Here is an 18,946-nt window from a genome sequence, read left to right on the forward strand (position 1 = left end):
CGCGCGAAGATGCCCGCATGACGTCGCGGGTGGTTTTCGAGGATGACGAGATCCAGCTGGTCCATCGGCCAGGCGGGTCAGACTTCACCCTGGTGACCTTCGCGGCCCTGACCCACCGCCCGGACGGTACCTGGATCTGGGCACAGGAGCCGATCGCCAAGCTGGATCTCGAAGCGATCGGCTTCGTCGCCAAGCGGGAGAACTGGTATCCGGCCGCGAGCATGCAGGCCGCGGCCGAGACCATGCGGCGGCTGCTGAAGCCGCGCGCGATCGGCTACGGCTTTTCCATGGGTGGCTACGCAGTCCTGAAATACGGCAGGATACTGGGCCTCACGCATGGGCTGGCGGTGTCGCCGCAGGTCTCAATCGATCCGGCCGAGGTGCCGCAGGATCGACGCTTCCACAAATTCCACGATGCCACGCTGCATGCCGGCATGCGCATCGCCCCGGGCGACTCGCCACCGGTCAGTTTCGTCGCCGCGGACCCTTACTGGATGCCGGATGCCGCGCATCTGGCCTGGACCACCAGCGAGGCTGGCGCGACGCCGATCAGGCTGCCCTTCCTGAAGCACGCCGTGATGACGCGCTTCAAGTCCAGCAGCACGCTGGGGCGGCTCTGCGACCTGGTGCTGGCGGGAGATGGCCGGGCGATCCGCGACGTCCTGCGGCACCAGCGGGGCAGTTCGGTGGAAGCCTGCCTGCAGCTGGCCCGCTCGGTGGAGGCGCACGGCCATCCGACAATCGCCAGCGCCTTGTTTGCCCGGGCCACCGCGCTCGGCGCATCGGAACCCAGAATCCGCATCGCCCGCGCGCGCGGCAAGCGCGACCGCCTGTTCACCCTGCTGCGGGCGAAGCGACAGGAGGAAGCGCGAGTCATGGCCGCCGAGACGCTGCATCTGCTGACCCCGATGCCCGCTGAACAGCGCAGCTGTGCGCGCCTGCTGCTGGACAGCGGCATGCCGGATCTCGCGCTACTGGGCTACGAGCGGGCGGTTCGCGTGTCTCCACGGAACCTCGAAGCACGGCTCGGCCTGCTGGATGCGTTGCGCGAACAGGATGCCGCGGCGCCATTCCACGAGGCGAAGGCACAGGCGCTGCGCGTCCTGGCTGAGGATGCGGCTGCCGTCGCGGCCATCGCGCAGGTCGCCCCGCCGACCGCCGCATAGCCAATGCCCGAGCGCGCCGGCCCGGCTTCCCGGACCCCGCGTTCCGAGCCGCTACACCGCGAGCGAGGCGATCTCCGCGCGCATTTCCGCGATGCCGGCGCCGGTCTGGCTGCTGGTCACCAGCACGAGCGGATGCGCCGCGGTATGGCTGCGCGCCAGCTCCTCGGCTTCCTTGATGCGGGCGGCGAGCTTCATCGGCCCGACGTCATCCGCCTTGGTCAGTACGATCTGGAAGGCGACGGCGGCGACGTTCATCAGTTCCATCGCCGCACGGTCGGATGACTTGGTCTCGACCCGCGCGTCCAGCAGCAGCATCACGCGCATCAGGTTCGGCCGCCCGCGCAGGTAGTCGAACATCACGCCCTGCCAGTCGCGCTGCATATCCTTGGACGCCTTGGCGTAGCCGTATCCCGGCAGGTCCACGAGCACGATGCGGTCGGCCAGGTTGAAGAAGTTGAGCTGCCGCGTGCGCCCCGGCATCTGCGACACGCGGGCGAGCGCCTTCTGCCCCACCAGCGCATTGACCAGCGACGACTTGCCGACATTGGACCGCCCGCAGAAGGCGACCTCCGGCAGTCCCGGCTCCGGCAACTGGTCCGATTTCTGCGCCGCGTAGAAGAAGTTGCAGGGCCGCGTGAACAGCAGCCGCCCGGCCTCGATCAGCGCCTCGCGTTCCGCGTCGTCTCGTGCCTCAGCAAGCCCGGTCATCGATACTCTTCCGCTTGATGGGCCGTCCCTGCCGCGTTGGCGCCCCTTGGTGACAGACAGAAAAAGGAGGGGGATCGGGGGAGTTCGCTCCCCCGACCTTGCTTACTTCGACTTCCCCGGCGTCCCGCCCTTGGCCGCCTTCGCCGCCGCCCGGTCGTGCCGCATGATGTAGTATTGCTGCGCCACTGACAGGGTGTTGTTCCACGCCCAGTAGATGATCAGCCCCGCCGGCATGCTGGCCAGCATGAAGGTGAAGATCAGCGGCATCCAGGCGAAGATCTTGGCCTGCACGGGGTCGGGCGGCGGCGGGTTCAGCCGCTGCTGCACGAACATCGTGACGCCCATGATCAGCGCCCAGGCCGGCATGTGCAGGAAGTGGCTGAACTGCGCCGGGTCGAAGGGCAACAGGCCGAACAGGTTGAACAGGTTCGTCGGATCCGGCGCGGACAGGTCGTGGATCCAGCCGAAGAAGGGCTGGTGCCGCATTTCGATGGTGACGAACAGCGCCTTGTACAGCGCGAAGAAGACCGGGATCTGGATCAGGATGGGCAGGCAACCGGAGGCCGGATTGACCTTCTCCGTCCGGTACAGCGCCATCATCTCGGACTGCGCCTTCTGGGGGTCGTCCTTGTAGCGCTCCTTGATCTCCGTCATTTTCGGCGCGAGCGCCTTCATCCGCGCCATCGAATGGTAGGCCTTGTTGGCCAGCGGGAAGAAGGCCGCCTTGATCAGCACGGTGAAGATCAGGATGGCGACGCCGAAATTCCCCGTCAGCCGGAAGATCCAGTCGAGCGCGAGGAAGAACGGCTTCACCAGGAAGTAGAACCAGCCGAAGTCGATCGCCTTGTCGAAATCGGTGATGCCCAGCCGCGACATGTAGCTGTCGAGGAGGTGAACCTCCTTGGCGCCGGCGAAGACGCGCGTCGCCATCTGGCCGGTCGCACCCGGCGCGATGGTGATGGGCTGCGGCGTGGCCATGTCGACCTGCCAGCGGTCGCCCGCCGCGCCGCCGCCATCATTGGCGAAGCGATAGGATGCGCGCAGCGTCTGGTCGGGTGCGGCCGGCATCACGGCGGCGAGCCAGTACTTGTCGGTGAAGCCGGCCCAGCCGCCCGCCGTCTCCTGGTCCAGCGCGACGCCGGACCGGCGCTCGGCCTCGGTCTTGGCGTTGGCGTAGGTCATTTCGTGCAGCCGGCCGCCGAGCACGCCGGTGAAGCCTTCATGCAGGATGTAGTAGCCGGCGGAAGGCGGGGTGTGCTCGCGGCGGATGCGCGCCCAGGGCAGCACGGAAACCGGCTCGCTGCCGGTGTTCTGCACGCGCTGGTCGGCGGTGATCATGTACTGGTCGTCGACCGACAGGGCGATCTGGAAGACCTGCCCCTGGCCGTTGTCCCAGGTGAGCGTGACGGGGCGATTGGGGGCCAGCGGCCCGCCGGTCGCGGTCCAGTCGGTCTCGCTGTCCGGCACGCGCACGCCGGGGCTCGCGGCCGTCCAGCCCCATTGCGCGAAATAGGGATTGGAGCTGTCGCGCCGGTCGAACAGGCGGACCTGCGGCGAGTTGGGGGCGAGCGTCTCGTGATAGGTCGTGAAGACCAGGTCGTCGATGCGCGCGCCGCGCAGGTTGATGGTGCCGGCGACGCGCGGATTCTCGATGGCGATGCGCGCTGCGGGCGGGCGCGGCGTGGTGGCGCTGGCTTCCGCCTGCACGGGGGCGGTGACGCCTGGGGTGGGAACACCGGCGGTTGGCGGCACCGGCACCGCAGGCGTGGTCTGCACGGCCGGCAGCGCCGGCAGCGGTGCCGGCGGCCGGTTGGTGCGGTTCCACACGTCGAAGATCAGCAGGATGCCGATCGACATTGCGATCGCGGCAAAAAGGCGCTTCTGGTCCATCGGGGAAAATCTCAGCCTTTCGGCGGAAGGGGCACGGGGTCGTAGCCGCCCGGGTTCCAGGGATTGCAGCGCAGGATGCGCGTCGCACTCATCAGGGCGCCGCGCGCGGCGCCATGGGTGGTGATGGCTTCAAGCGCGTAGTCGCTGCAGGAGGGATAGAAGCGGCAATGGCTGCCGATAATCCCGCGCAGCGTATAGCGATAGACGTGGACGCAGCCCTTCAGGGCATGGCCGGCCGCGGTCACGGCAGCACCCCGGCCTGCTTCAGCGCCCCGCGCAGGTCGCCGATCAACTGGCCGAAGGGCCGCTTGCCGGTGCCGTCACGCCCGATTAGCACGATGTCCCAGCCCGAGACGCCGAGGCCGGGCAACGACAGCCGCGCAGCTTCCTTCATCCGGCGCCGCGCGCGGTTGCGCACCACGGCGTTGCCGACCTTCTTGGTTACGGTGAAGCCAAGGCGCAGGGATCCGGGCTCAGTCGCCAGGGCCTGCAACACCAGGCCCGGCCGCGCCGCGCGCTTGCCGCGCGAGGCGGCGCGCAGGAAGTCCCGGCGCTTCTTGATCCGGCCGGCGGGAGCACCCGTCTGGGGCGGGGCCGGGTCGGCGCTGCCCGACATGGGATGCTCCGCGGCGGGCCGATCAGGCCGAAAGGCGCTTGCGGCCCTTGGCGCGACGGTTGGCGAGCACCTTGCGCCCACCCACGGTCGACAGGCGGGCACGGAACCCGTGCCGGCGCTTCCGGACAAGCTTCGAGGGCTGGTAGGTACGCTTCACGACAAGTCTCCTGAACCTCGGTGCCGGCGGACGGGATGATCGCCGCCAGCAGGACGCGCCGGCGGGCCCCTTGCATGAGGCACCCCGGCGAGGGGCGGAGGTATAGGGAGCAGCATTGCCGCCCGTCAACCGCGCAGGGCGTCAATTCCTGTATGTAACTGATCGACTGACGGAGGCGAAGGACGTGCCGACGATGAGACCCGGCCCCCTCCTTGCCCGCTTCTGGCCGATCCTGCTGCTGGGCGCCCTGTTGCTGGCGGCCTGGGCCTCGGGCCTGACGCAACTGCTCTCCTTCGAGGCGCTGGCCGATCACCGGGCGAATCTGGCGGCTGTCGTAGCGGCACATCCCGTTGCGGCGGGGGGCGGGTACGTCCTCACCTATATTGTCGTGGTCACGCTGTCCCTGCCCGGCGCGGTGGTGCTGACCCTGGCCGGCGGGCTGATGTTCGGGCCCTGGGTCGGCACGGCGCTGACCGTGCTGGGCGCCACCATCGGGGCCTGCCTGCTGTTCCTGGTGGCGCGCAGCGCGCTCGCCCCGCTGGTCGCCGGGCGGGTGGGCGGGCTGGTCGAACTGCTGCGCCCGGGGCTGGAGCGCGACGGCTTCTTCTACCTGCTGACCCTCCGGCTGATCCCGGTGCTGCCCTTCTGGCTGGTCAACCTCGCACCCGCCCTGGTCGGCATGCCCTTCGGCGCCTATGCCGCGGCAACGGCGATCGGCATCATCCCCGGCACGGCGGTGTTCGCCGGAATCGGGGCGGGGCTGGGGGATGTGCTGGCCCATGGCGGCCGGCCCGACCTCGGCGTGATCCTGGCGCCGGAAATCCTGCTGCCGCTGCTCGGGCTGGCGGCGCTGTCCCTGCTCGGGGCGTGGTGGCGGAAAAGGAAGCGCGATGCCTGATGTCGATGTGGCGGTGATCGGCGCGGGGGCCGCCGGGCTTTCGGTCGCGGCGATTTCGGCCGGCCTCGGGCTGAAGGTCGCGCTGTTCGAACGCGGGACGATGGGGGGCGACTGCCTCAATACCGGCTGCGTGCCGTCCAAGGCGCTGCTGGCGGCAGCCCATGCGGCGGCCGAGGCCCGCCGCGCCCAACGCTTCGGCGTCCGCCTGCCCACGCCGGAGATCGACTGGGCCGGCGTGCGCGCCCATGTCGACGGCGTCATCGCCGCCATCGCACCGAATGATTCCGCGGAACGTTATGGCGCCATGGGGGTGACGGTGGTGCGCGCCCCGGCCCGCTTCGCCGCGCGCGACATCATCGAGGCCGGCGGGCGGCGCTTCCACTTCCGGCGCGCGGTCATCGCCGCGGGTTCCGCTGCCATCATCCCGCCCATACCGGGCCTGTCCGAAGTGCCGTTCCTGACCAACGACACGTTGTTCAGCCTCGATGAGCACCCGGGCCATCTGCTGATCCTCGGCGGCGGGCCGATCGGCCTGGAGATGGCGCAGGCGCATGCGCGGCTGGGCTGCAAGGTGACGGTGGTGGAAGCCGCCGCCATCGCCGGGCGCGAGGACCCCGAATGCATCCCCCCGCTGCGCGACGCCCTGGTCGCCGAGGGCGTGGCGCTGCACGAGGGCGTTCGCGTGATCGCCACCGAACCGGATGGGGATGGCGTGGCGCTGCTTCTCGACGACGACACGCGGTTGACCGGGACGCATCTGCTGCTGGCGGTCGGGCGGGCGCCGCGGCTGGCAGGCCTGGACCTGGCCGCGGCGGGAATCGCGGCGTCCCCGCGCGGCATCACCACCGACCGAGCATTGCGGTCCGTGTCGAACCGCCGGGTCTGGGCGGCCGGGGACATCGCCGACCCGCAGGGCCTGGGGCCGCGCGCATTCACCCATGTCTGTTCGCAGCATGCCGGCATCATCGCGCGGTCCATGCTGTTCCGCCTTCCGGCGAAACTCTCATACGACGCGCTGCCGCGCGTGACCTACACCGACCCCGGCCTGGCGCAGATCGGCCCGACCGAGGCCGAACTGCGCGCCGCCGGGCGGCGCGACCTGACGATCCTGCGCTGGCCGCTCGCCGAGAACGACCGGCTGGTCGCCGAGGGCCGGGCGGAAGGGCTGGTAAAGCTGGTCGTGGACGGCAAGGGGCGGCTGCTCGGGGCCTCACTCGTCGGGCCGGGGGTGGGCGACATGGCCGGCCTATTCGTGATGATGATCGGGCGGCGGCTGTCATCACTGGCCGGGGCGGTGCTGCCCTATCCGACGGCGCAGGAGGCGGCGAAGCGCGCAGCCTCCGAGTTCTACACGCCGAAGCTGCTTTCGGCGCCCGTGAAGCGGCTGGTCGGGCTGCTGAAGCACCTGCCCTGACGCGGCCAGCCCCGCGATGGCGCGGGGCCGGCCTGCCGGGGCCGCGTCAGGCGGCGCGTATCTCCGCAAGGAAGCCGTCCACCTGCCCGCGCAGCCTTTCGGATTGCTGGGCGAGTTCGGCCGAGGCGCCGCGCAAGTCCTGCGCCGCGCCGCCGGTGCGTTCAGCGCCCTGCTTCACGCCCGCCGCGCTGCGCGAGGCTTCCTGCGTACCCATCGCCGCTTCCGCCACGGCGCGCCCGATCTCCTGCGTCGCCGCGGCCTGCTGTTCCGAGGCGGCGGCGACCTGCGAGGTCGTCGCGTTGAGTTCCTCGATGGTGCGGCCGATCGCCTCAATGGCATCGACCGTGCGCGTCGTCTCGGATTGCATGGCGGTGATCTGCTGGGCGATCTCCTCGGTCGCCTTCGCCGTCTGGCTGGCGAGATTCTTGACCTCGCTCGCCACCACGGCGAAGCCCTTGCCGGCCTCCCCGGCGCGGGCGGCCTCGATCGTCGCGTTCAGCGCCAACAGGTTGGTCTGGCCGGCGATGTCGTTGATCAGCCGGACGACGTCGCCGATCTTGTTCGCCGCCTCGGCCAGGCCGCGCACGGTGCCGTCGGTCGCGCGCGCCGCATCCGCCGCACGGTTGGTGATCGCCGCGGTGTCGCGCACCTGGCGCGCCACCTCGGAGATCGACGCGGCGAGTTCCTCGGTGGAGGCGGCGACGGTCTGCACGTTGGTGCTCGCCTGTTCCGAGGCGGCGGCGACGGCGGCGGCCTGCCGGGTGCCGTCCTCCGCGGTCTCGGTCATCACGCCGGCGGTGGCCGACAATTCGGTCGCGGCACTGCTGACGGCCCGCAGCACGCCGCTCGCCTCGGCCTCGAAGGATTTGACCAGGGCATCGACGCGCTTGGCGCGCTCGGCCTGGGCCTGGGCCTGTTCCACCTGCTGGGTGGCCAGGCGGTCGGCTTCCTTGAGGCCGTCGCGGCAGGTGTCGAGCGAGCGCGCCAGCGCACCGATCTCGTCCTGGTGGGCGACCTCCGGCAGCGCGAAGGCGTAGTCACGGTGCGCCATGCGCCCGGTTGCTTCCGCGATGCGGACGATCCGGGTGGCGATGCTGCGCCCGATCAGCACGGCGATGGAGAAGCCGAGCACGAGAGCCGCCGCCATCACCCCGGCAATGCCCCAGATGGCCGCATGGCTGACGCGGCTGCCATCGGCCCGTGCCCGGGCGGATCCTTCCGCGTTGAACTGGATGGCGGCGTCGATGGCGCGAATGTAATCCTCGAAGGCCGGGCGCGCGGCGGCAAAGGCGTTGTACGCGGCGGCGTCGTCATTCGCGTCGAGCAGCCGCACCGTCTCGGCATGGGTTTGCAGATAGGCCGTGCCGAGGGTCCGGATGGCGGCCGCCAGGCGCTGCTCCTCGCTCGACAGGATCAGCGGTTCATAGGTCTGCCAGGCGTCGCGCAATTCCGCCCAGGCCGCCTCGACCCGCGGCCGGCGCTGGGCGCGCGCAGCCGGCTCGCGGAACAGCAGCAACGCCGTATCGATCTGGCGGACCTCCATCGCGGCGGCCTTGTAGCGCCCGAGGACCTGGACCGAGGGCAGCCAGTTCTGGGACAGGTCGTCGATGCTGTCCTGCATGCGCATGGCCGCCCACAGGCCGCTGCCACCGACCACGACCAGCAGGGCCACGATAAAGCCAAATCCACCAAGGAGTTTCGCGCGCAGGGACAGGCGGGACAGCATTGGGTACCTCGGGGGCTACGGGTATATCCGGCGCCCGGCATATTCACGGAACAGTGTTGGCCCCGCGTTAACGCGGCCGCCCGCCCCGCAATCGCCCACCCACGCGAGGGGCTTCCCCGCGGCCGCCCGCTTCGCCACCATGCGCCCCCCGCTGGCCCCCGCCGGCATACCGCCACCGAGACGGAGACGCTTTCCATGGACCGCACCCTCGAAGGCCGGACGGCCCTCATCACCGGCTCCACCTCCGGCATCGGTCACGGCATCGCAATGCTCATGGCGCAGGCCGGCGCCAAGGTCATGCTGAACGGCTTCGGAAAGCCCGAGGAGATCGCCGCGGCGCGCGCTTCCGTCGGCGCCGCCATGGGCGGCGGAGACGCGCCCTATTCCGGTGCCGACATCTCGAAGCCGGACGAGGTCCGCGCGATGGTTGCGGACGCCCAGAAGACGCTCGGCAGCCTGGACATCCTGGTGAACAACGCCGGCATCCAGTACGTCGCGCCGATCGAGGAATTCCCCGACGCCAAGTGGGACGCGATCATCTCGATCAACATGTCGTCCAACTTCCACGCCATCAAGGCGGCGCTGCCGGCGATGCGCGCGCGCAACTGGGGGCGCATCATCAACATCGCCTCGGCGCACGGGCTGCGCGCCTCCCCGCACAAGGCGGCCTATGTCACCGCCAAGCATGGCGTGGTGGGGCTGACCAAGGTGGTCGCGCTGGAAGTGGCGGAAACGCTGATCACATCGAACGCGATCTGCCCGGGCTTCGTGCGCACCCCGCTGGCCGAGGCGCAGGTCGGCCCGCTGGCCAAGGAACATGGCGTGTCCGAGGAAGTCGCGCTGCGCGACTACCTGCTGGAGAAGCAGCCCTCCAAGCGCTGGGTAGAGGTGGACGACATCGCGCACATGGCGGTGTTCCTGTGCGGACCGGGCTCGGGCGGGATCAACGGCATCGCCTTCTCGGCGGATGGCGGCTGGACGGCTTCGTGAGCGAAGCGGAGGCGCCTGCCGCGCCGGCGGTCGCACGACCACCCGCGAAGCGGCGCATCAGCCTGGCGCTGCAGGGCGGGGGCACGCATGGCGCCTTCACTTGGGGCGTGCTGGAACGGCTGCTTGAGGATGACCGGCTGGAGGTCGATGGCCTGTCCGGCACCTCGGCCGGCGCGATCAATGGCGCGATGCTGGTGCAGGGGCTGCTGGAAGGCGGGCCGGAGGCGGCCATTGCCGCACTCGATCGCTTCTGGCGGACCATGGCGCGGCGCCTGGCCATGAGCCCGATCCAGGCGACGCCCTTCGAGAAGTTGGTCTGGGGGCATGACCTGACCTGGTCCTTCGCCTACCGGACCTTCGACAACCTCTCGCGCGTGCTGTCGCCGTATCAGATCAACCCCTTCCCGATCGACTTCAACCCGCTGCGCGACGCGCTGACCGACAGCATCGATTTCGAACGGCTGCGGTCGGAGGCGAAAGCGCCGCGGCTGTTCATCTCGGCCACCAGCGTGCGCACCGGCAAGCCGCGCGTCTTCACCCGGCGCGAGATCACGGTCGAGGCGCTGCTCGCCTCCGCCTGCCTGCCGCAGGTGTTCAAGGCGGTGGAGATCGATGGCGAGCCCTATTGGGATGGTGGCTATCTCGGCAATCCGGCGCTGTGGCCGCTGTATGACCAGGGCGGGCCGCCCGACATCATCCTGATCCAGCTGAACCCGCAGGTGCGCGAGGAGCATCCGACCAGCGTGTCGGACATCGTCAACCGGCTCAACGAGATCACCTTCAACGGGTCGCTGATGGCCGAGATGCGCGCCATCGACTTTGTGCAGCGCCTGCTCGATTCCGGGCGGCTGGAGCAGCCGCGCTACCGCCGCCTGTTCATCCACCTGATCGAGGATGAGGAACGGCTGCGCGGCTTCAAGCTGTCCACCAAGTTCAACGGCGACTGGGACTTCCTGTGCATGCTGCGCCAATATGGTCGTGAGGCGGCGGAGGCCTGGATCGCGGAGCATTTCGACAAGCTCGGGCGCGAGAGCAGCGTCGATATCCGCGCGAGGTTCCTGTGATGGGCGGCGGGGACCGAGAAAGGCCTTGCCCCTCTCGGGCTCACCCCACCAAAGGCTTAAGGGCGTTGGAAACCATTACTTGGCGCCAACCTGCGGCGGTTGAGCACCAGACGATCGCGGTCCAGGGGGCCGTTGCCCCCTGGCGGGGTGGCTTGGAGGGGCAGCGCCCCTCCAACCTTCATGCACACGGAACCGCATTGCCATGAGCGCCTCCAGTTGGGATGCCGCGCAGTATCTGCGCTTCGAGGATGAGCGCTTGCGCCCGGCGATCGACCTGATTGGCCGCATCCCGCATCCAGGGCCGAAGCGCGTCGTCGATCTCGGCTGCGGCGCGGGGAATGCGCTGCCGCTGCTGGCCGCGCGCTTCCCGGCGGCGACGGTGACCGGCGTGGATGGCTCTGCGGCGATGCTCGCCAAGGCCGCGGCGAGCGGCTTCGCCACCGCGCAGGCCGATATCGCGACATGGTTGCCGCCCGAACCCGTCGATGTGCTGTTCAGCAACGCCGCGCTGCAATGGCTCGGCGGGCACAAGGCGCTATTCCCCCGCCTGCTGTCGGCGGTCGCACCTGGCGGCGTGATGGCCGTGCAGATGCCGTCCATGCATCCGGCACCGCTGCGGGCCGAGCAGGACCGTATCGCGCGCGACGGCCCTTGGGCTGGCACGCTGTCGCGCATCGCCAGCGCGCCGCCGATCCTGACACCCGGCGACTACTACGACCTGCTGCGGCCGCGCGTCGCCTCGCTCGACCTGTGGGTGACGGAATACATCCATGTGCTGCGCGGGGATAACCCCGTCGTGCAATGGGCGATGGGCACTTCGTTGCGGCCGTATCTCGACGCGCTTCAAGGCGCGGAACGGGAGGGTTTCCTCGACGCCTATCGCGCGGCGATGCGCGTGGCCTATCCGCCGCAGGCCGATGGGGTGGTGCTGTTGCCGTTCCGCCGCCTGTTCATCCTGGCGCGGCTGCCGTGAGCAACGCCGCCGTGCTGCGCCGGATGATCGACGACGCGCGGCGCGTGGCGATCTTCACCGGGGCGGGCATCAGCACGGAATCCGGCATTCCCGATTTCCGCGGCACCAACGGCGTCTGGACGAAGATGCAGCCGATCCTGTTCCAGGATTTCGTCGCCTCGGCCGAGGCACGGCGCGAGACCTGGCGGCGGCGCTTCGCCGGCGACGACACGATGCGTGCCGCCCAACCCAATCGCGGCCATCGCGCGGTGGCGCTGCTGGTGCGGCAGGGCAAGGCGCAGGCGGTGATCACCCAGAACATCGACGGGCTGCACCAGGCGTCGGGGATCCCCGAAGCGCAGGTGATCGAGTTGCACGGCAATTCGACCTACGCGCATTGCCTGGACTGCCGCCGGCGCTATGAGATCGGCGCGCTGCGCGTGGCCTTCGATCGCGATGGGGACGTGCCCGCCTGCACCGCCTGCGGCGGACTGGTGAAGACCGCCACCATCGCCTTCGGCCAGGCCATGCCGGAAGAACCGATGCGCCGCGCCCAGGAGGAGACGCTGGCGGCCGACCTGTTCATCGTGCTGGGGTCCTCGCTGGTGGTGTATCCGGCGGCGGGTTTCCCCGAGATCGCCAAGCGCCGCGGCGCCAGGCTGGTGATCGTGAACAAGCAGGAGACGCCGCTCGACGAGCTCGCGGATCTGGTGATCCATGACGGGATCGGCGACGTGATGGGCGGCGCGCTGGGCGTGAACTGAAGAACGACCGGACGCTCATACCGCCCCCGGCGCCAGATCGAAGTGTCCAGAAGTATTCAGGCCTTTGGCCGGTTGGGGTTCGGAAAGGGGGCGGCGCCCCTCTCCGAGCGACCACCCCATCAGTAGGTATTCACTCCCGTCGCGCGCACGACCGGCGCCCATTTGCGTTGCTCGACCTGGATGAAGTCCATGTACTGCTCGCGCGACATGGGCGACGGCGTGGCCTCCACGCGCGTGAACTGGCGCACCAGCGCCTCGTCCCGCAACGCCTCCAACGCCGCGGCGTGGATGGCGTCCTGGATCGGACGGGGCGTCGCGGCGGGCACGCCGAGGCCATACCAATTGTCGGACACCACGCTCGGCATGCCGAGCTCGGCCGTGGTCGGCACATCCGGCAGCGCGGCGATGCGGTTGGCCGTGGTGACGGCAAGCGGCCGCAGCGTGCCGGCCGTGATGTGCGGCATCAGCACCGGCACATCTGCCACCACGAAATGGACCCGGCCGCCGAGCAGGTCCGTCACCGCCGGCGCGATGCCGCGATACGGCACATGGACCACATCCAGCTTCGCCTCCGCCGCCAGCAATTCGCAGGCGAGATGCGTGATGGAGCCGACGCCGGACGACCCGAACTGCAATCCGCCCGGCCGCGCCTTGGCCGCGGCGATCAGCTCGGCAAGGGTGCGGAACTCGCCGCCCTCCCCCTTCACGGCGAGGACTTCCGGCACGCGCACCACCAGCGTCAGATGCGCCAGGTCGCGCATCGCATCGAAGGGCATGCGCACCGGCATGGCGGGGATGATGGCCAGCGTCGCCGTGGTGGTCAGCGCGAGGGTGTAGCCATCGGGCGCGGCCTTCGCGACGGCATCGACGCCCAGCACGCCGCCGGCGCCGGAGCGGTTCTCGGCAACCACCGTCTTGCCGAGCCGCGCACCCAGCGCCTCGGCGAAGACCCGGCCGAACAGATCCGCCGGGCCGCCCGCGACGAAGGGGATGACCAGCCGCAGCGGCCGGTCCGGTTGCCAGGCCCGTGCCGGCCGCGCCATCGGCAGCGCCGCGGCGCTTGCCAGGATAGTTCGTCTGCGCATGGTGATCTCCTCCCCGGCGGCCGCCGTCATTGCGGAGGCCGTGTTGTCGTTGTGCTGGACGATCAGTCGGCCTCGTCGCGCAGGAACGTCCTTGCCTCCTGCGCCACCGTCGCGGCGTGTTCCCAGGTGACGCAGAAGCGTCCGTTCGGCACGACCTTGAGCGCAGCACCCGGCAGGTGCGCCATCATCGTGTCCCGGTACTGCAGGAAGTAGAAATGCTCGCCCATCAGCACGCGCACCGGGCGGCGCAGACGGTCGAGGCCGCCGGGCAGGTCGAAAGCGCGCAGCGCGTCCAGCGCCTGCCATCGGTTCCGCCCGGCTTCGATCTGCGCGCGGTTGATCCGGTCCATCCAGGATTGCGTCAGGTGCATCGGCGAATGCGCGGGATCGCGATCCAGCACGAATTCCATGGTGCGCGTCAGCGGGAAGCCGGATGGGTCGGTCGGCCGATGGTCCGACGTGACATCGCCCTTGGTCTGGTTCAGCGGCACGCCTGGCAGGTACGGGCAATTGACGAGCAGAACCCGTGACACGCGATCAGGGTGGCGGCCGGCAAGGTCGGTCGCCACCAGCGACCCAACCGCCTCGCCGATCAGATGGGCTCGGGCGATCCCGTTGGCATCCATCAGCCGCACGGCGATGTCGGCGTAGTCGCCGATGCTCGGCTGCCGCGCAACGTGGTCGGACATGCCGTGGCTCGGATAGTCCATGGCCAGCACGCGGAAATCCGGCGCCAGCGCCTCCATCAATTCCAGCATCATGGCCGAGGATTGCTGGTTGATGTGGAACAGCAGGATGGGATCGCCGCTGCCGGCGGCACGGTAGTGGATGGTGCCAAGGGCCGTCTTCAGCAGCCCGCGTTCGATCTCGATCATGTCCTGTGCCTTCTGTGCGGCAGCGTCCGGCGCGCGCCGCGGTGATGCCGCCTCGGCCGCCTGGACGTCATGGTGGGGGCCGGTGGAGGCGATGCTGTCGGCAGCGGTGCGGCGGGTCCTGATGACCACGCCATGGGCACGGCGTGCACGGCGCCGGCACGGCCGGCCGGAAACCCGGTTCGGGTCTTCATGGCGTTTTCTCCCTGCGCAGTGTTCCGCAGGCGACCCGACAGGACAAGCCTGGCGCCGCGAGGTTGGGCAGCGCGCCTGCCATGGGCGCCGCCGCATGTGCGCGACGGCAATGCAGGGGAATTGGAGGGGCCTTGCCCCTCCAAGCCACCCCACCAAAGGCCAGTGGGCCTTTGGAAACCGTCACTGGGCGCTTTGCATCGAGAGAGGAGGCGAGCGTCCACATGAAGCCTGGTGCCCGTCGTGAATGCTTCCTTCGGCGTTGACGATCACGCCCAGTACCAAGCCGAGGTCCCGAAGGCCCCAGCCCATTCACGCTGCACTTCCACGTGAATGGATAACTGTGGTTGGGGCGGTGGCGGAGGGGGCAAGGCCCCCTATTGCCGCGCCCGCTCCGCATGCTTGCCCATGGTCGCATAGGGCGCATAGGGCGGCACCGCGCCGATCGCGCGCATATCCACTTCAACCACCGCCGGCCCCTTCACCGCCAGCGCCTGCGCCACGACGTCGCCCACGCCATCCGCGCTGCTCACCTTGAAATAGGGCAGCCCCGCCAGCGCCGCGAGACCCTGCAATTCCGGCGTCAGCAGATCGTGCCCGAATTGCCGCCCATCGGCGACCGCATCCTGGATGTGGCGGATAACGCCGTAGCCGCCATCGTTCATCACCATCGTCACCAGATCGGGCTTTTCCTGCGCCACGGTGAACAGCTCGCACATGCCCAGCGAGAAGCCGCCATCGCCGCACATCGCGATGGTCTTGCGTCCTTGCGCCGCGATCGACGCGCCGATGCCGAGCGCGAGCCCCGGCCCGATCGCCGCACCCACCGGATAGACGGAATTGCACGGGTCATACAGCGGGAAGACGCGGTTGCCCCAGGTGGAATTGGCGATGGTGATGTCGCGCACCCAGACGCCGTCGCGCGGCAGGGCGGCGCGGATCGCCTCGGGGAAACCGGCATAGGGGCCGAGCGTCGCCAGGTATTCCGCCCGTGCGCGCGCCTTCATCGCGGCGAAATCCGCAGCGTAGCCGGGCTCGACGGAAGCGCGCCCGGCGAGGCGGTCGGCAATGCCCGCCATCACCAGGGCCGCATCGCCATGGACGAACAGGCTGTTGGGGTAGGTGCGCCCATTGGCGGTGGCGTCGCAATCCGCATGGATCAGCGTGGCGGGCAGCTTCATCGAGAAGTCGCCCGTCTCATGCCCGCGCAGCCGCGAGCCGACGACCAGCATTGCATCGACGCTGCCGTAGAACTCCTGCACGCGCGACGAACCGTTGCCGTGCAGACCGCCAAGGCTCATCGGATGATCCTCGGGGATGGTGCCGCGCCCGTTCCACGACGACACCGCGCCGAAGCCGAGTTCCATCAGCCGAAGCGCCTGCGTGCGCGCCTGCTTGGCACCATTGCCGAGCCACAGCATCGGCCGCTTCGCCGCCGCGAGGATCTCGGCGGCCGCGTCCAACTCGGCGGCGCTCGGCGGCAGCGGCGCGGCGATCGGCAGCACCAGCGCATCGAGCCCGGCAGGCCGCGCGATCGCCGCGCGCTGCAGGTCGATCGGGATCTCCACGGAAACCGGCCCGCGCGGCGCGGAGAGCGCCGTGGCCGCGGCGCGCACCAGCACGCCGAAGGCCTCGTTGGCGCTGCGCACGCGGAAGGCGGCCTTGCAGGCGGCGGCGAGCATCGCCGTCTGGCCCGGCACGTCGTGCACCGTGCCGACATCGCGGTCGACGTGCCTGGTCGCCGTCTGGCCGGTGATATGCAGCACGGGGGATCCGGCGAAGCGCGCCTCCACCAGGCCGGGGATGGCGTTGGCCATGCCCGGGCCAGTGCTGGTGAAGACAACGCCGAGATGCCCGCTCACCCGCGCATAGGCATCCGCCATGTGCGCCCCGCCCATCTCGCCGCGCGCCATGACGTAGCGCAGCGCATTGCGCTGGCCGATCGCGTCGAGCATCGGGATGTTGTGCACCGAGACGATGCCAAAGACAGTCGAGACGCCGATCTGCGGCAGGAAGTCGGCGACGAGATCGGCGACGGTGTACTGGCTGGCCATGTGGCGTTTCCCCTTGTGTGGGGGGAGTGTGCCACGTCGGGCCACGCTGCAAAGTCCCGGCCCGCGCGGGGGAGGGCGTCCTCCCCCGCAACGCAGCCTATCGTGCGCGCGCTTCCGCCAAGTGGTCGAAGCGGCGCGTATACGTCCCGAGCCCCATGGTCTGCGACCGCAGCTCGATGATCAGGTCGTGCAACTCGGCCTCGGGGACCAGCGCCTGCACCTCGTCCCAGCCCGGCCAATCCTCCTTCTCCGCGAAGCCGAGGATCTGCCCGCGTCGGCCGGTCAGCAGCCGCTGCGCCGCGGGCGTGCCGTCCTGGGGCACCAGGATCGTCACGTGATCCACCGGTTCCAGCATCACCGGTTCGGCCTTCGCCAGTGCTTCCTGCATCGCCATCCGCGTCGCGGTGGAGAAGGCCATGTCCGATGAATCGACCGAATGGAAGGCGCCATCCAGCAGGGCGACGGCGATGTCCACCACCGGGTTGCCGAGCGGACCACGGCGGGTTGCGTCCTCTGCCGCCTCGCCCACGGCGGGGATGAATTTGCGGGGTATGGCGCCGCCGACGATGCGGTCCTCGAATGCGAAACCCTCCCCACGGGCGCGCGGCGAAACTTCCAGCGTCACATCGGCGAACTGCCCGTGGCCGCCGGTCTGGCGCCGGTGCCGCGCATGGTGGCGGGCGGTCTGGCGGATGGTTTCGCGGAAGGCGATGCGCGGCCGGGCGGTCGTCACGCGCAGTCCATGCGCCTCCGCCAGCCTTGCGACGGCATGGCCGATATGGATGTCGCCCTGCCCGCCGAGCAGGATCTGCCCCGTCTCGGCATCCTGCAGCACGGTGATGGACGGATCCTCCTCCGCCAGCCGTTGCAGCGCGCCGGACAGGCGGACATCGTCCTTGCGGTCCTCATTCGCGATGGCCAGCGCATAGACCGGCGCGGCCGGGGCCGGGAAAGGCAAGGCTTCCGCGGTGCCGGACGCCGACAGCGTCGCCCCGGTCACCATGTTGTCGAGCCTGCCCAGGGCGACCACCTCGCCGAGGCCGGCTTCCGGCACCTTGGCGGGCTCGCCGGCCGGAAAGCGGGTGATGCCGCCGATCCGCCCGCCATTGACGGTGGCGCCATCCTTCAACGTGCCGCGCCAGATCCGCGCAAAGGATAGCCTTCCACCATGGCCCGCATGCAGCGTGCGGAACACCTGCGCGACAGGCTCGCCGTCCGCTTCAAGGCCATGGCGGGCGGCGGTGTCGACGGGGTCGGGGGCATCGTGGCGCAGCGCCTTCCACAGCCGCATCACGCCGTGGCGGCGTTCCGCGGCGCCGAACAGCACCGGATCCAGGCCGCCCGCGATGACGTCGGCATGCAGCGGGCGGTACAGGTCCTCCGGTGTGGGAATGGTCTCCTCGACCACCTTCTCGAGCAGGGCGTCGTCGTGGTCGGCCAGGGCCTCGGCCAGGGCGGCGCGGGCCTCCGCCTCCCGCGGCAGCATGCTGTCCGGGATGCGGATCAGTTCCGAGGGCTCGCCCCGGCGCCAGCGATAGGCCCGCTCGCTGACCAGGTCGACGTAGCCGGTGACCTCCCCTCCCTCGCGGATCGGCACCTGGCGCAGCACCAGCGGGCGCCGCGAATGGGCCTGCAGCGCGGCGATGGTGTCGCGCATGCGGCCGTCGCCGAGCGCATCGGCCTTGTTGATGAAAACCATCGCGGGCAGGCCGGCCTGTTCCAACGCATGGAAGGCGGGGGCAAGGGCGGCTGCGCGGGCGGGATCGGGTTCGCAGACCAGCACGGCGACGTCGGCGACTGCGAGGGCGGCGGCGACCTCCTGCCCGAATTCGACCGAGCCGGGACAGTCGAGCAGCGCCCAGACTTCGTTCATCAGCACGCAGTGGGCGAGCCGTGTCTCGGTGCCCATGGACCGGCTGCGAGCGTCCGCGCGGCGCGGTGGCGCACTCCCGGCGGCGGCCAGCAGCGCGTCGAACAGCGTGGATTTGCCGCTGCCCTGCGGACCGATCAGGGCAACGGCGCGGGGCCTGGCCCCGCCGGGCGGTCTCGACGCGGGGGCTGTTCCATTGGTCGTGGCGCTCATGGCGACGGTTTCCTTCCCTTGCCCGGCCGTGGACCGGCCGTGTGCGACGGCGGCCAGGCGGGAGGGCCGCCGCCGGACAGACTAGACCGGGCGCGACACGCAGTCGGTGAAAATCCTGACGTGACAGGGGCGAACCTGCTGGGGGCCGTGCACCGGGCCGGACACTCCGGGGCCACAGGGTGTGTCTCCGTCGCCACAGTGTTTCGGTGATGTTGGATCGGGGGCATGATCACCGCCGCGCGCCGCCGGGAGTTGTGGTTAAGTGCTGCATGAACCCCGGTAGCAGGGGGCGCCATGAGCACCGGCGGTGTCGGT

The 18,946-nt window shown here is 70.0% G+C and carries 17 protein-coding genes; 7 read left to right on the forward strand and 10 right to left on the reverse strand.

Annotated features, from left to right (window positions below; genetic code table 11):
* Window positions 1-17: 17 nt before the first annotated feature.
* On the forward strand, window positions 18-1,166 hold the full coding sequence (locus tag AAFN86_RS14975) for a hypothetical protein (protein WP_347544155.1): 1,149 nt from the start codon (window positions 18-20) through the stop codon (window positions 1,164-1,166).
* Between the two features lie 51 nt (window positions 1,167-1,217).
* On the opposite strand, the gene yihA is transcribed toward AAFN86_RS14975, so the two are convergent.
* From yihA to rpmH, 5 genes are all read right to left on the reverse strand, one after another.
* Complete coding sequence (gene yihA / locus AAFN86_RS14980) at window positions 1,218-1,874, reverse strand: ribosome biogenesis GTP-binding protein YihA/YsxC (protein ID WP_347544156.1); 657 nt, start codon at window positions 1,872-1,874, stop codon at window positions 1,218-1,220.
* A gap of 102 nt (window positions 1,875-1,976) precedes the next feature.
* On the reverse strand, window positions 1,977-3,764 hold the full coding sequence (yidC, locus tag AAFN86_RS14985) for a membrane protein insertase YidC (RefSeq protein WP_347544157.1): 1,788 nt from the start codon (window positions 3,762-3,764) through the stop codon (window positions 1,977-1,979).
* 11 nt (window positions 3,765-3,775) lie between these two features.
* On the reverse strand, window positions 3,776-4,009 hold the full coding sequence (yidD, locus tag AAFN86_RS14990; protein ID WP_347544158.1) for a membrane protein insertion efficiency factor YidD: 234 nt from the start codon (window positions 4,007-4,009) through the stop codon (window positions 3,776-3,778).
* Window positions 4,006-4,380, reverse strand: coding sequence for a ribonuclease P protein component (rnpA, locus tag AAFN86_RS14995; RefSeq protein WP_347544159.1), 375 nt, complete (start codon window positions 4,378-4,380; stop codon window positions 4,006-4,008). The genes yidD and rnpA overlap by 4 nt, the downstream gene beginning before the upstream one ends.
* Before the next feature lie 22 nt (window positions 4,381-4,402).
* A complete protein-coding gene (rpmH, locus tag AAFN86_RS15000) occupies window positions 4,403-4,537 on the reverse strand; it encodes a 50S ribosomal protein L34 (RefSeq protein ID WP_347544160.1) in 135 nt (44 codons plus the stop codon).
* Window positions 4,538-4,730: 193 nt separating this feature from the next.
* Here rpmH and AAFN86_RS15005 point away from each other — a divergent pair, with 193 nt between their 5' ends.
* Both AAFN86_RS15005 and AAFN86_RS15010 read left to right on the forward strand, forming a co-directional pair.
* A complete protein-coding gene (locus AAFN86_RS15005) occupies window positions 4,731-5,435 on the forward strand; it encodes a VTT domain-containing protein (RefSeq protein WP_347544161.1) in 705 nt (234 codons plus the stop codon).
* Complete coding sequence (locus AAFN86_RS15010) at window positions 5,428-6,849, forward strand: FAD-dependent oxidoreductase (protein WP_347544162.1); 1,422 nt, start codon at window positions 5,428-5,430, stop codon at window positions 6,847-6,849. The genes AAFN86_RS15005 and AAFN86_RS15010 overlap by 8 nt, the downstream gene beginning before the upstream one ends.
* A 46-nt stretch (window positions 6,850-6,895) precedes the next feature.
* Here the strand turns inward: AAFN86_RS15010 and AAFN86_RS15015 are convergent, their stop codons facing one another.
* Window positions 6,896-8,575 carry a methyl-accepting chemotaxis protein gene (locus AAFN86_RS15015; protein WP_347544163.1) on the reverse strand — a complete coding sequence of 560 codons (1,680 nt, stop codon included), beginning with the start codon at window positions 8,573-8,575 and terminating at the stop codon, window positions 6,896-6,898.
* A 195-nt stretch (window positions 8,576-8,770) separates the two neighbouring features.
* On the opposite strand from AAFN86_RS15015, the gene AAFN86_RS15020 reads away from it, so the two are divergent.
* The 4 genes from AAFN86_RS15020 (at window position 8,771) to AAFN86_RS15035 (ending at window position 12,345) form a co-directional block, all read left to right on the forward strand.
* Window positions 8,771-9,565: a 3-hydroxybutyrate dehydrogenase gene (locus tag AAFN86_RS15020; RefSeq protein WP_347544164.1), complete on the forward strand. Its 795-nt coding sequence runs from the start codon at window positions 8,771-8,773 to the stop codon at window positions 9,563-9,565.
* Window positions 9,562-10,629: a patatin-like phospholipase family protein gene (locus tag AAFN86_RS15025; protein ID WP_347544165.1), complete on the forward strand. Its 1,068-nt coding sequence runs from the start codon at window positions 9,562-9,564 to the stop codon at window positions 10,627-10,629. The genes AAFN86_RS15020 and AAFN86_RS15025 overlap by 4 nt, the downstream gene beginning before the upstream one ends.
* A gap of 202 nt (window positions 10,630-10,831) precedes the next feature.
* Complete coding sequence (locus AAFN86_RS15030) at window positions 10,832-11,602, forward strand: methyltransferase domain-containing protein (RefSeq protein ID WP_347544166.1); 771 nt, start codon at window positions 10,832-10,834, stop codon at window positions 11,600-11,602.
* Window positions 11,599-12,345, forward strand: coding sequence for a Sir2 family NAD-dependent protein deacetylase (locus AAFN86_RS15035; RefSeq protein WP_347544167.1), 747 nt, complete (start codon window positions 11,599-11,601; stop codon window positions 12,343-12,345). The genes AAFN86_RS15030 and AAFN86_RS15035 overlap by 4 nt, the downstream gene beginning before the upstream one ends.
* A 119-nt stretch (window positions 12,346-12,464) precedes the next feature.
* On the opposite strand, the gene AAFN86_RS15040 is transcribed toward AAFN86_RS15035, so the two are convergent.
* The 4 genes from AAFN86_RS15040 to AAFN86_RS15055 form a co-directional block, all read right to left on the reverse strand.
* A complete protein-coding gene (locus tag AAFN86_RS15040) occupies window positions 12,465-13,430 on the reverse strand; it encodes a tripartite tricarboxylate transporter substrate-binding protein (RefSeq protein ID WP_347544168.1) in 966 nt (321 codons plus the stop codon).
* Window positions 13,431-13,492: 62 nt separating this feature from the next.
* Window positions 13,493-14,434 carry an alpha/beta fold hydrolase gene (locus AAFN86_RS15045; RefSeq protein WP_347544169.1) on the reverse strand — a complete coding sequence of 314 codons (942 nt, stop codon included), beginning with the start codon at window positions 14,432-14,434 and terminating at the stop codon, window positions 13,493-13,495.
* Between the two features lie 437 nt (window positions 14,435-14,871).
* The gene (locus AAFN86_RS15050) at window positions 14,872-16,548 is read right to left on the reverse strand and encodes a thiamine pyrophosphate-binding protein (RefSeq protein ID WP_347544170.1); all 1,677 of its coding nucleotides are present in this window, start codon (window positions 16,546-16,548) and stop codon (window positions 14,872-14,874) included.
* Between the two features lie 97 nt (window positions 16,549-16,645).
* Window positions 16,646-18,631, reverse strand: coding sequence for an elongation factor G (locus AAFN86_RS15055; RefSeq protein WP_347544171.1), 1,986 nt, complete (start codon window positions 18,629-18,631; stop codon window positions 16,646-16,648).
* Between the last annotated feature and the right edge of the window lie 315 nt (window positions 18,632-18,946).

Origin of the sequence: Roseomonas sp. CAU 1739 (assembly GCF_039839775.1) — a bacterium.
Lineage (GTDB): Bacteria > Pseudomonadota > Alphaproteobacteria > Acetobacterales > Acetobacteraceae > Neoroseomonas.

Bases quoted from the DNA above. Each gene is read 5' to 3' on its own strand.
- AAFN86_RS15010 (WP_347544162.1), top strand. From the start codon at position 5,428: ATGCCTGATGTCGATGTGGCGGTGATCGGCGCGGGGGCCGCCGGGCTT.
- AAFN86_RS15055 (WP_347544171.1), bottom strand. From the start codon at position 18,631: ATGAGCGCCACGACCAATGGAACAGCCCCCGCGTCGAGACCGCCCGGC.
- AAFN86_RS15040 (WP_347544168.1), bottom strand. From the start codon at position 13,430: ATGCGCAGACGAACTATCCTGGCAAGCGCCGCGGCGCTGCCGATGGCG.
- AAFN86_RS15050 (WP_347544170.1), bottom strand. From the start codon at position 16,548: ATGGCCAGCCAGTACACCGTCGCCGATCTCGTCGCCGACTTCCTGCCG.
- yihA (WP_347544156.1), bottom strand. From the start codon at position 1,874: ATGACCGGGCTTGCTGAGGCACGAGACGACGCGGAACGCGAGGCGCTG.
- AAFN86_RS15015 (WP_347544163.1), bottom strand. From the start codon at position 8,575: ATGCTGTCCCGCCTGTCCCTGCGCGCGAAACTCCTTGGTGGATTTGGC.
- AAFN86_RS15005 (WP_347544161.1), top strand. From the start codon at position 4,731: ATGAGACCCGGCCCCCTCCTTGCCCGCTTCTGGCCGATCCTGCTGCTG.
- yidC (WP_347544157.1), bottom strand. From the start codon at position 3,764: ATGGACCAGAAGCGCCTTTTTGCCGCGATCGCAATGTCGATCGGCATC.
- AAFN86_RS15020 (WP_347544164.1), top strand. From the start codon at position 8,771: ATGGACCGCACCCTCGAAGGCCGGACGGCCCTCATCACCGGCTCCACC.
- AAFN86_RS15030 (WP_347544166.1), top strand. From the start codon at position 10,832: ATGAGCGCCTCCAGTTGGGATGCCGCGCAGTATCTGCGCTTCGAGGAT.
- AAFN86_RS14975 (WP_347544155.1), top strand. From the start codon at position 18: ATGACGTCGCGGGTGGTTTTCGAGGATGACGAGATCCAGCTGGTCCAT.
- rnpA (WP_347544159.1), bottom strand. From the start codon at position 4,380: ATGTCGGGCAGCGCCGACCCGGCCCCGCCCCAGACGGGTGCTCCCGCC.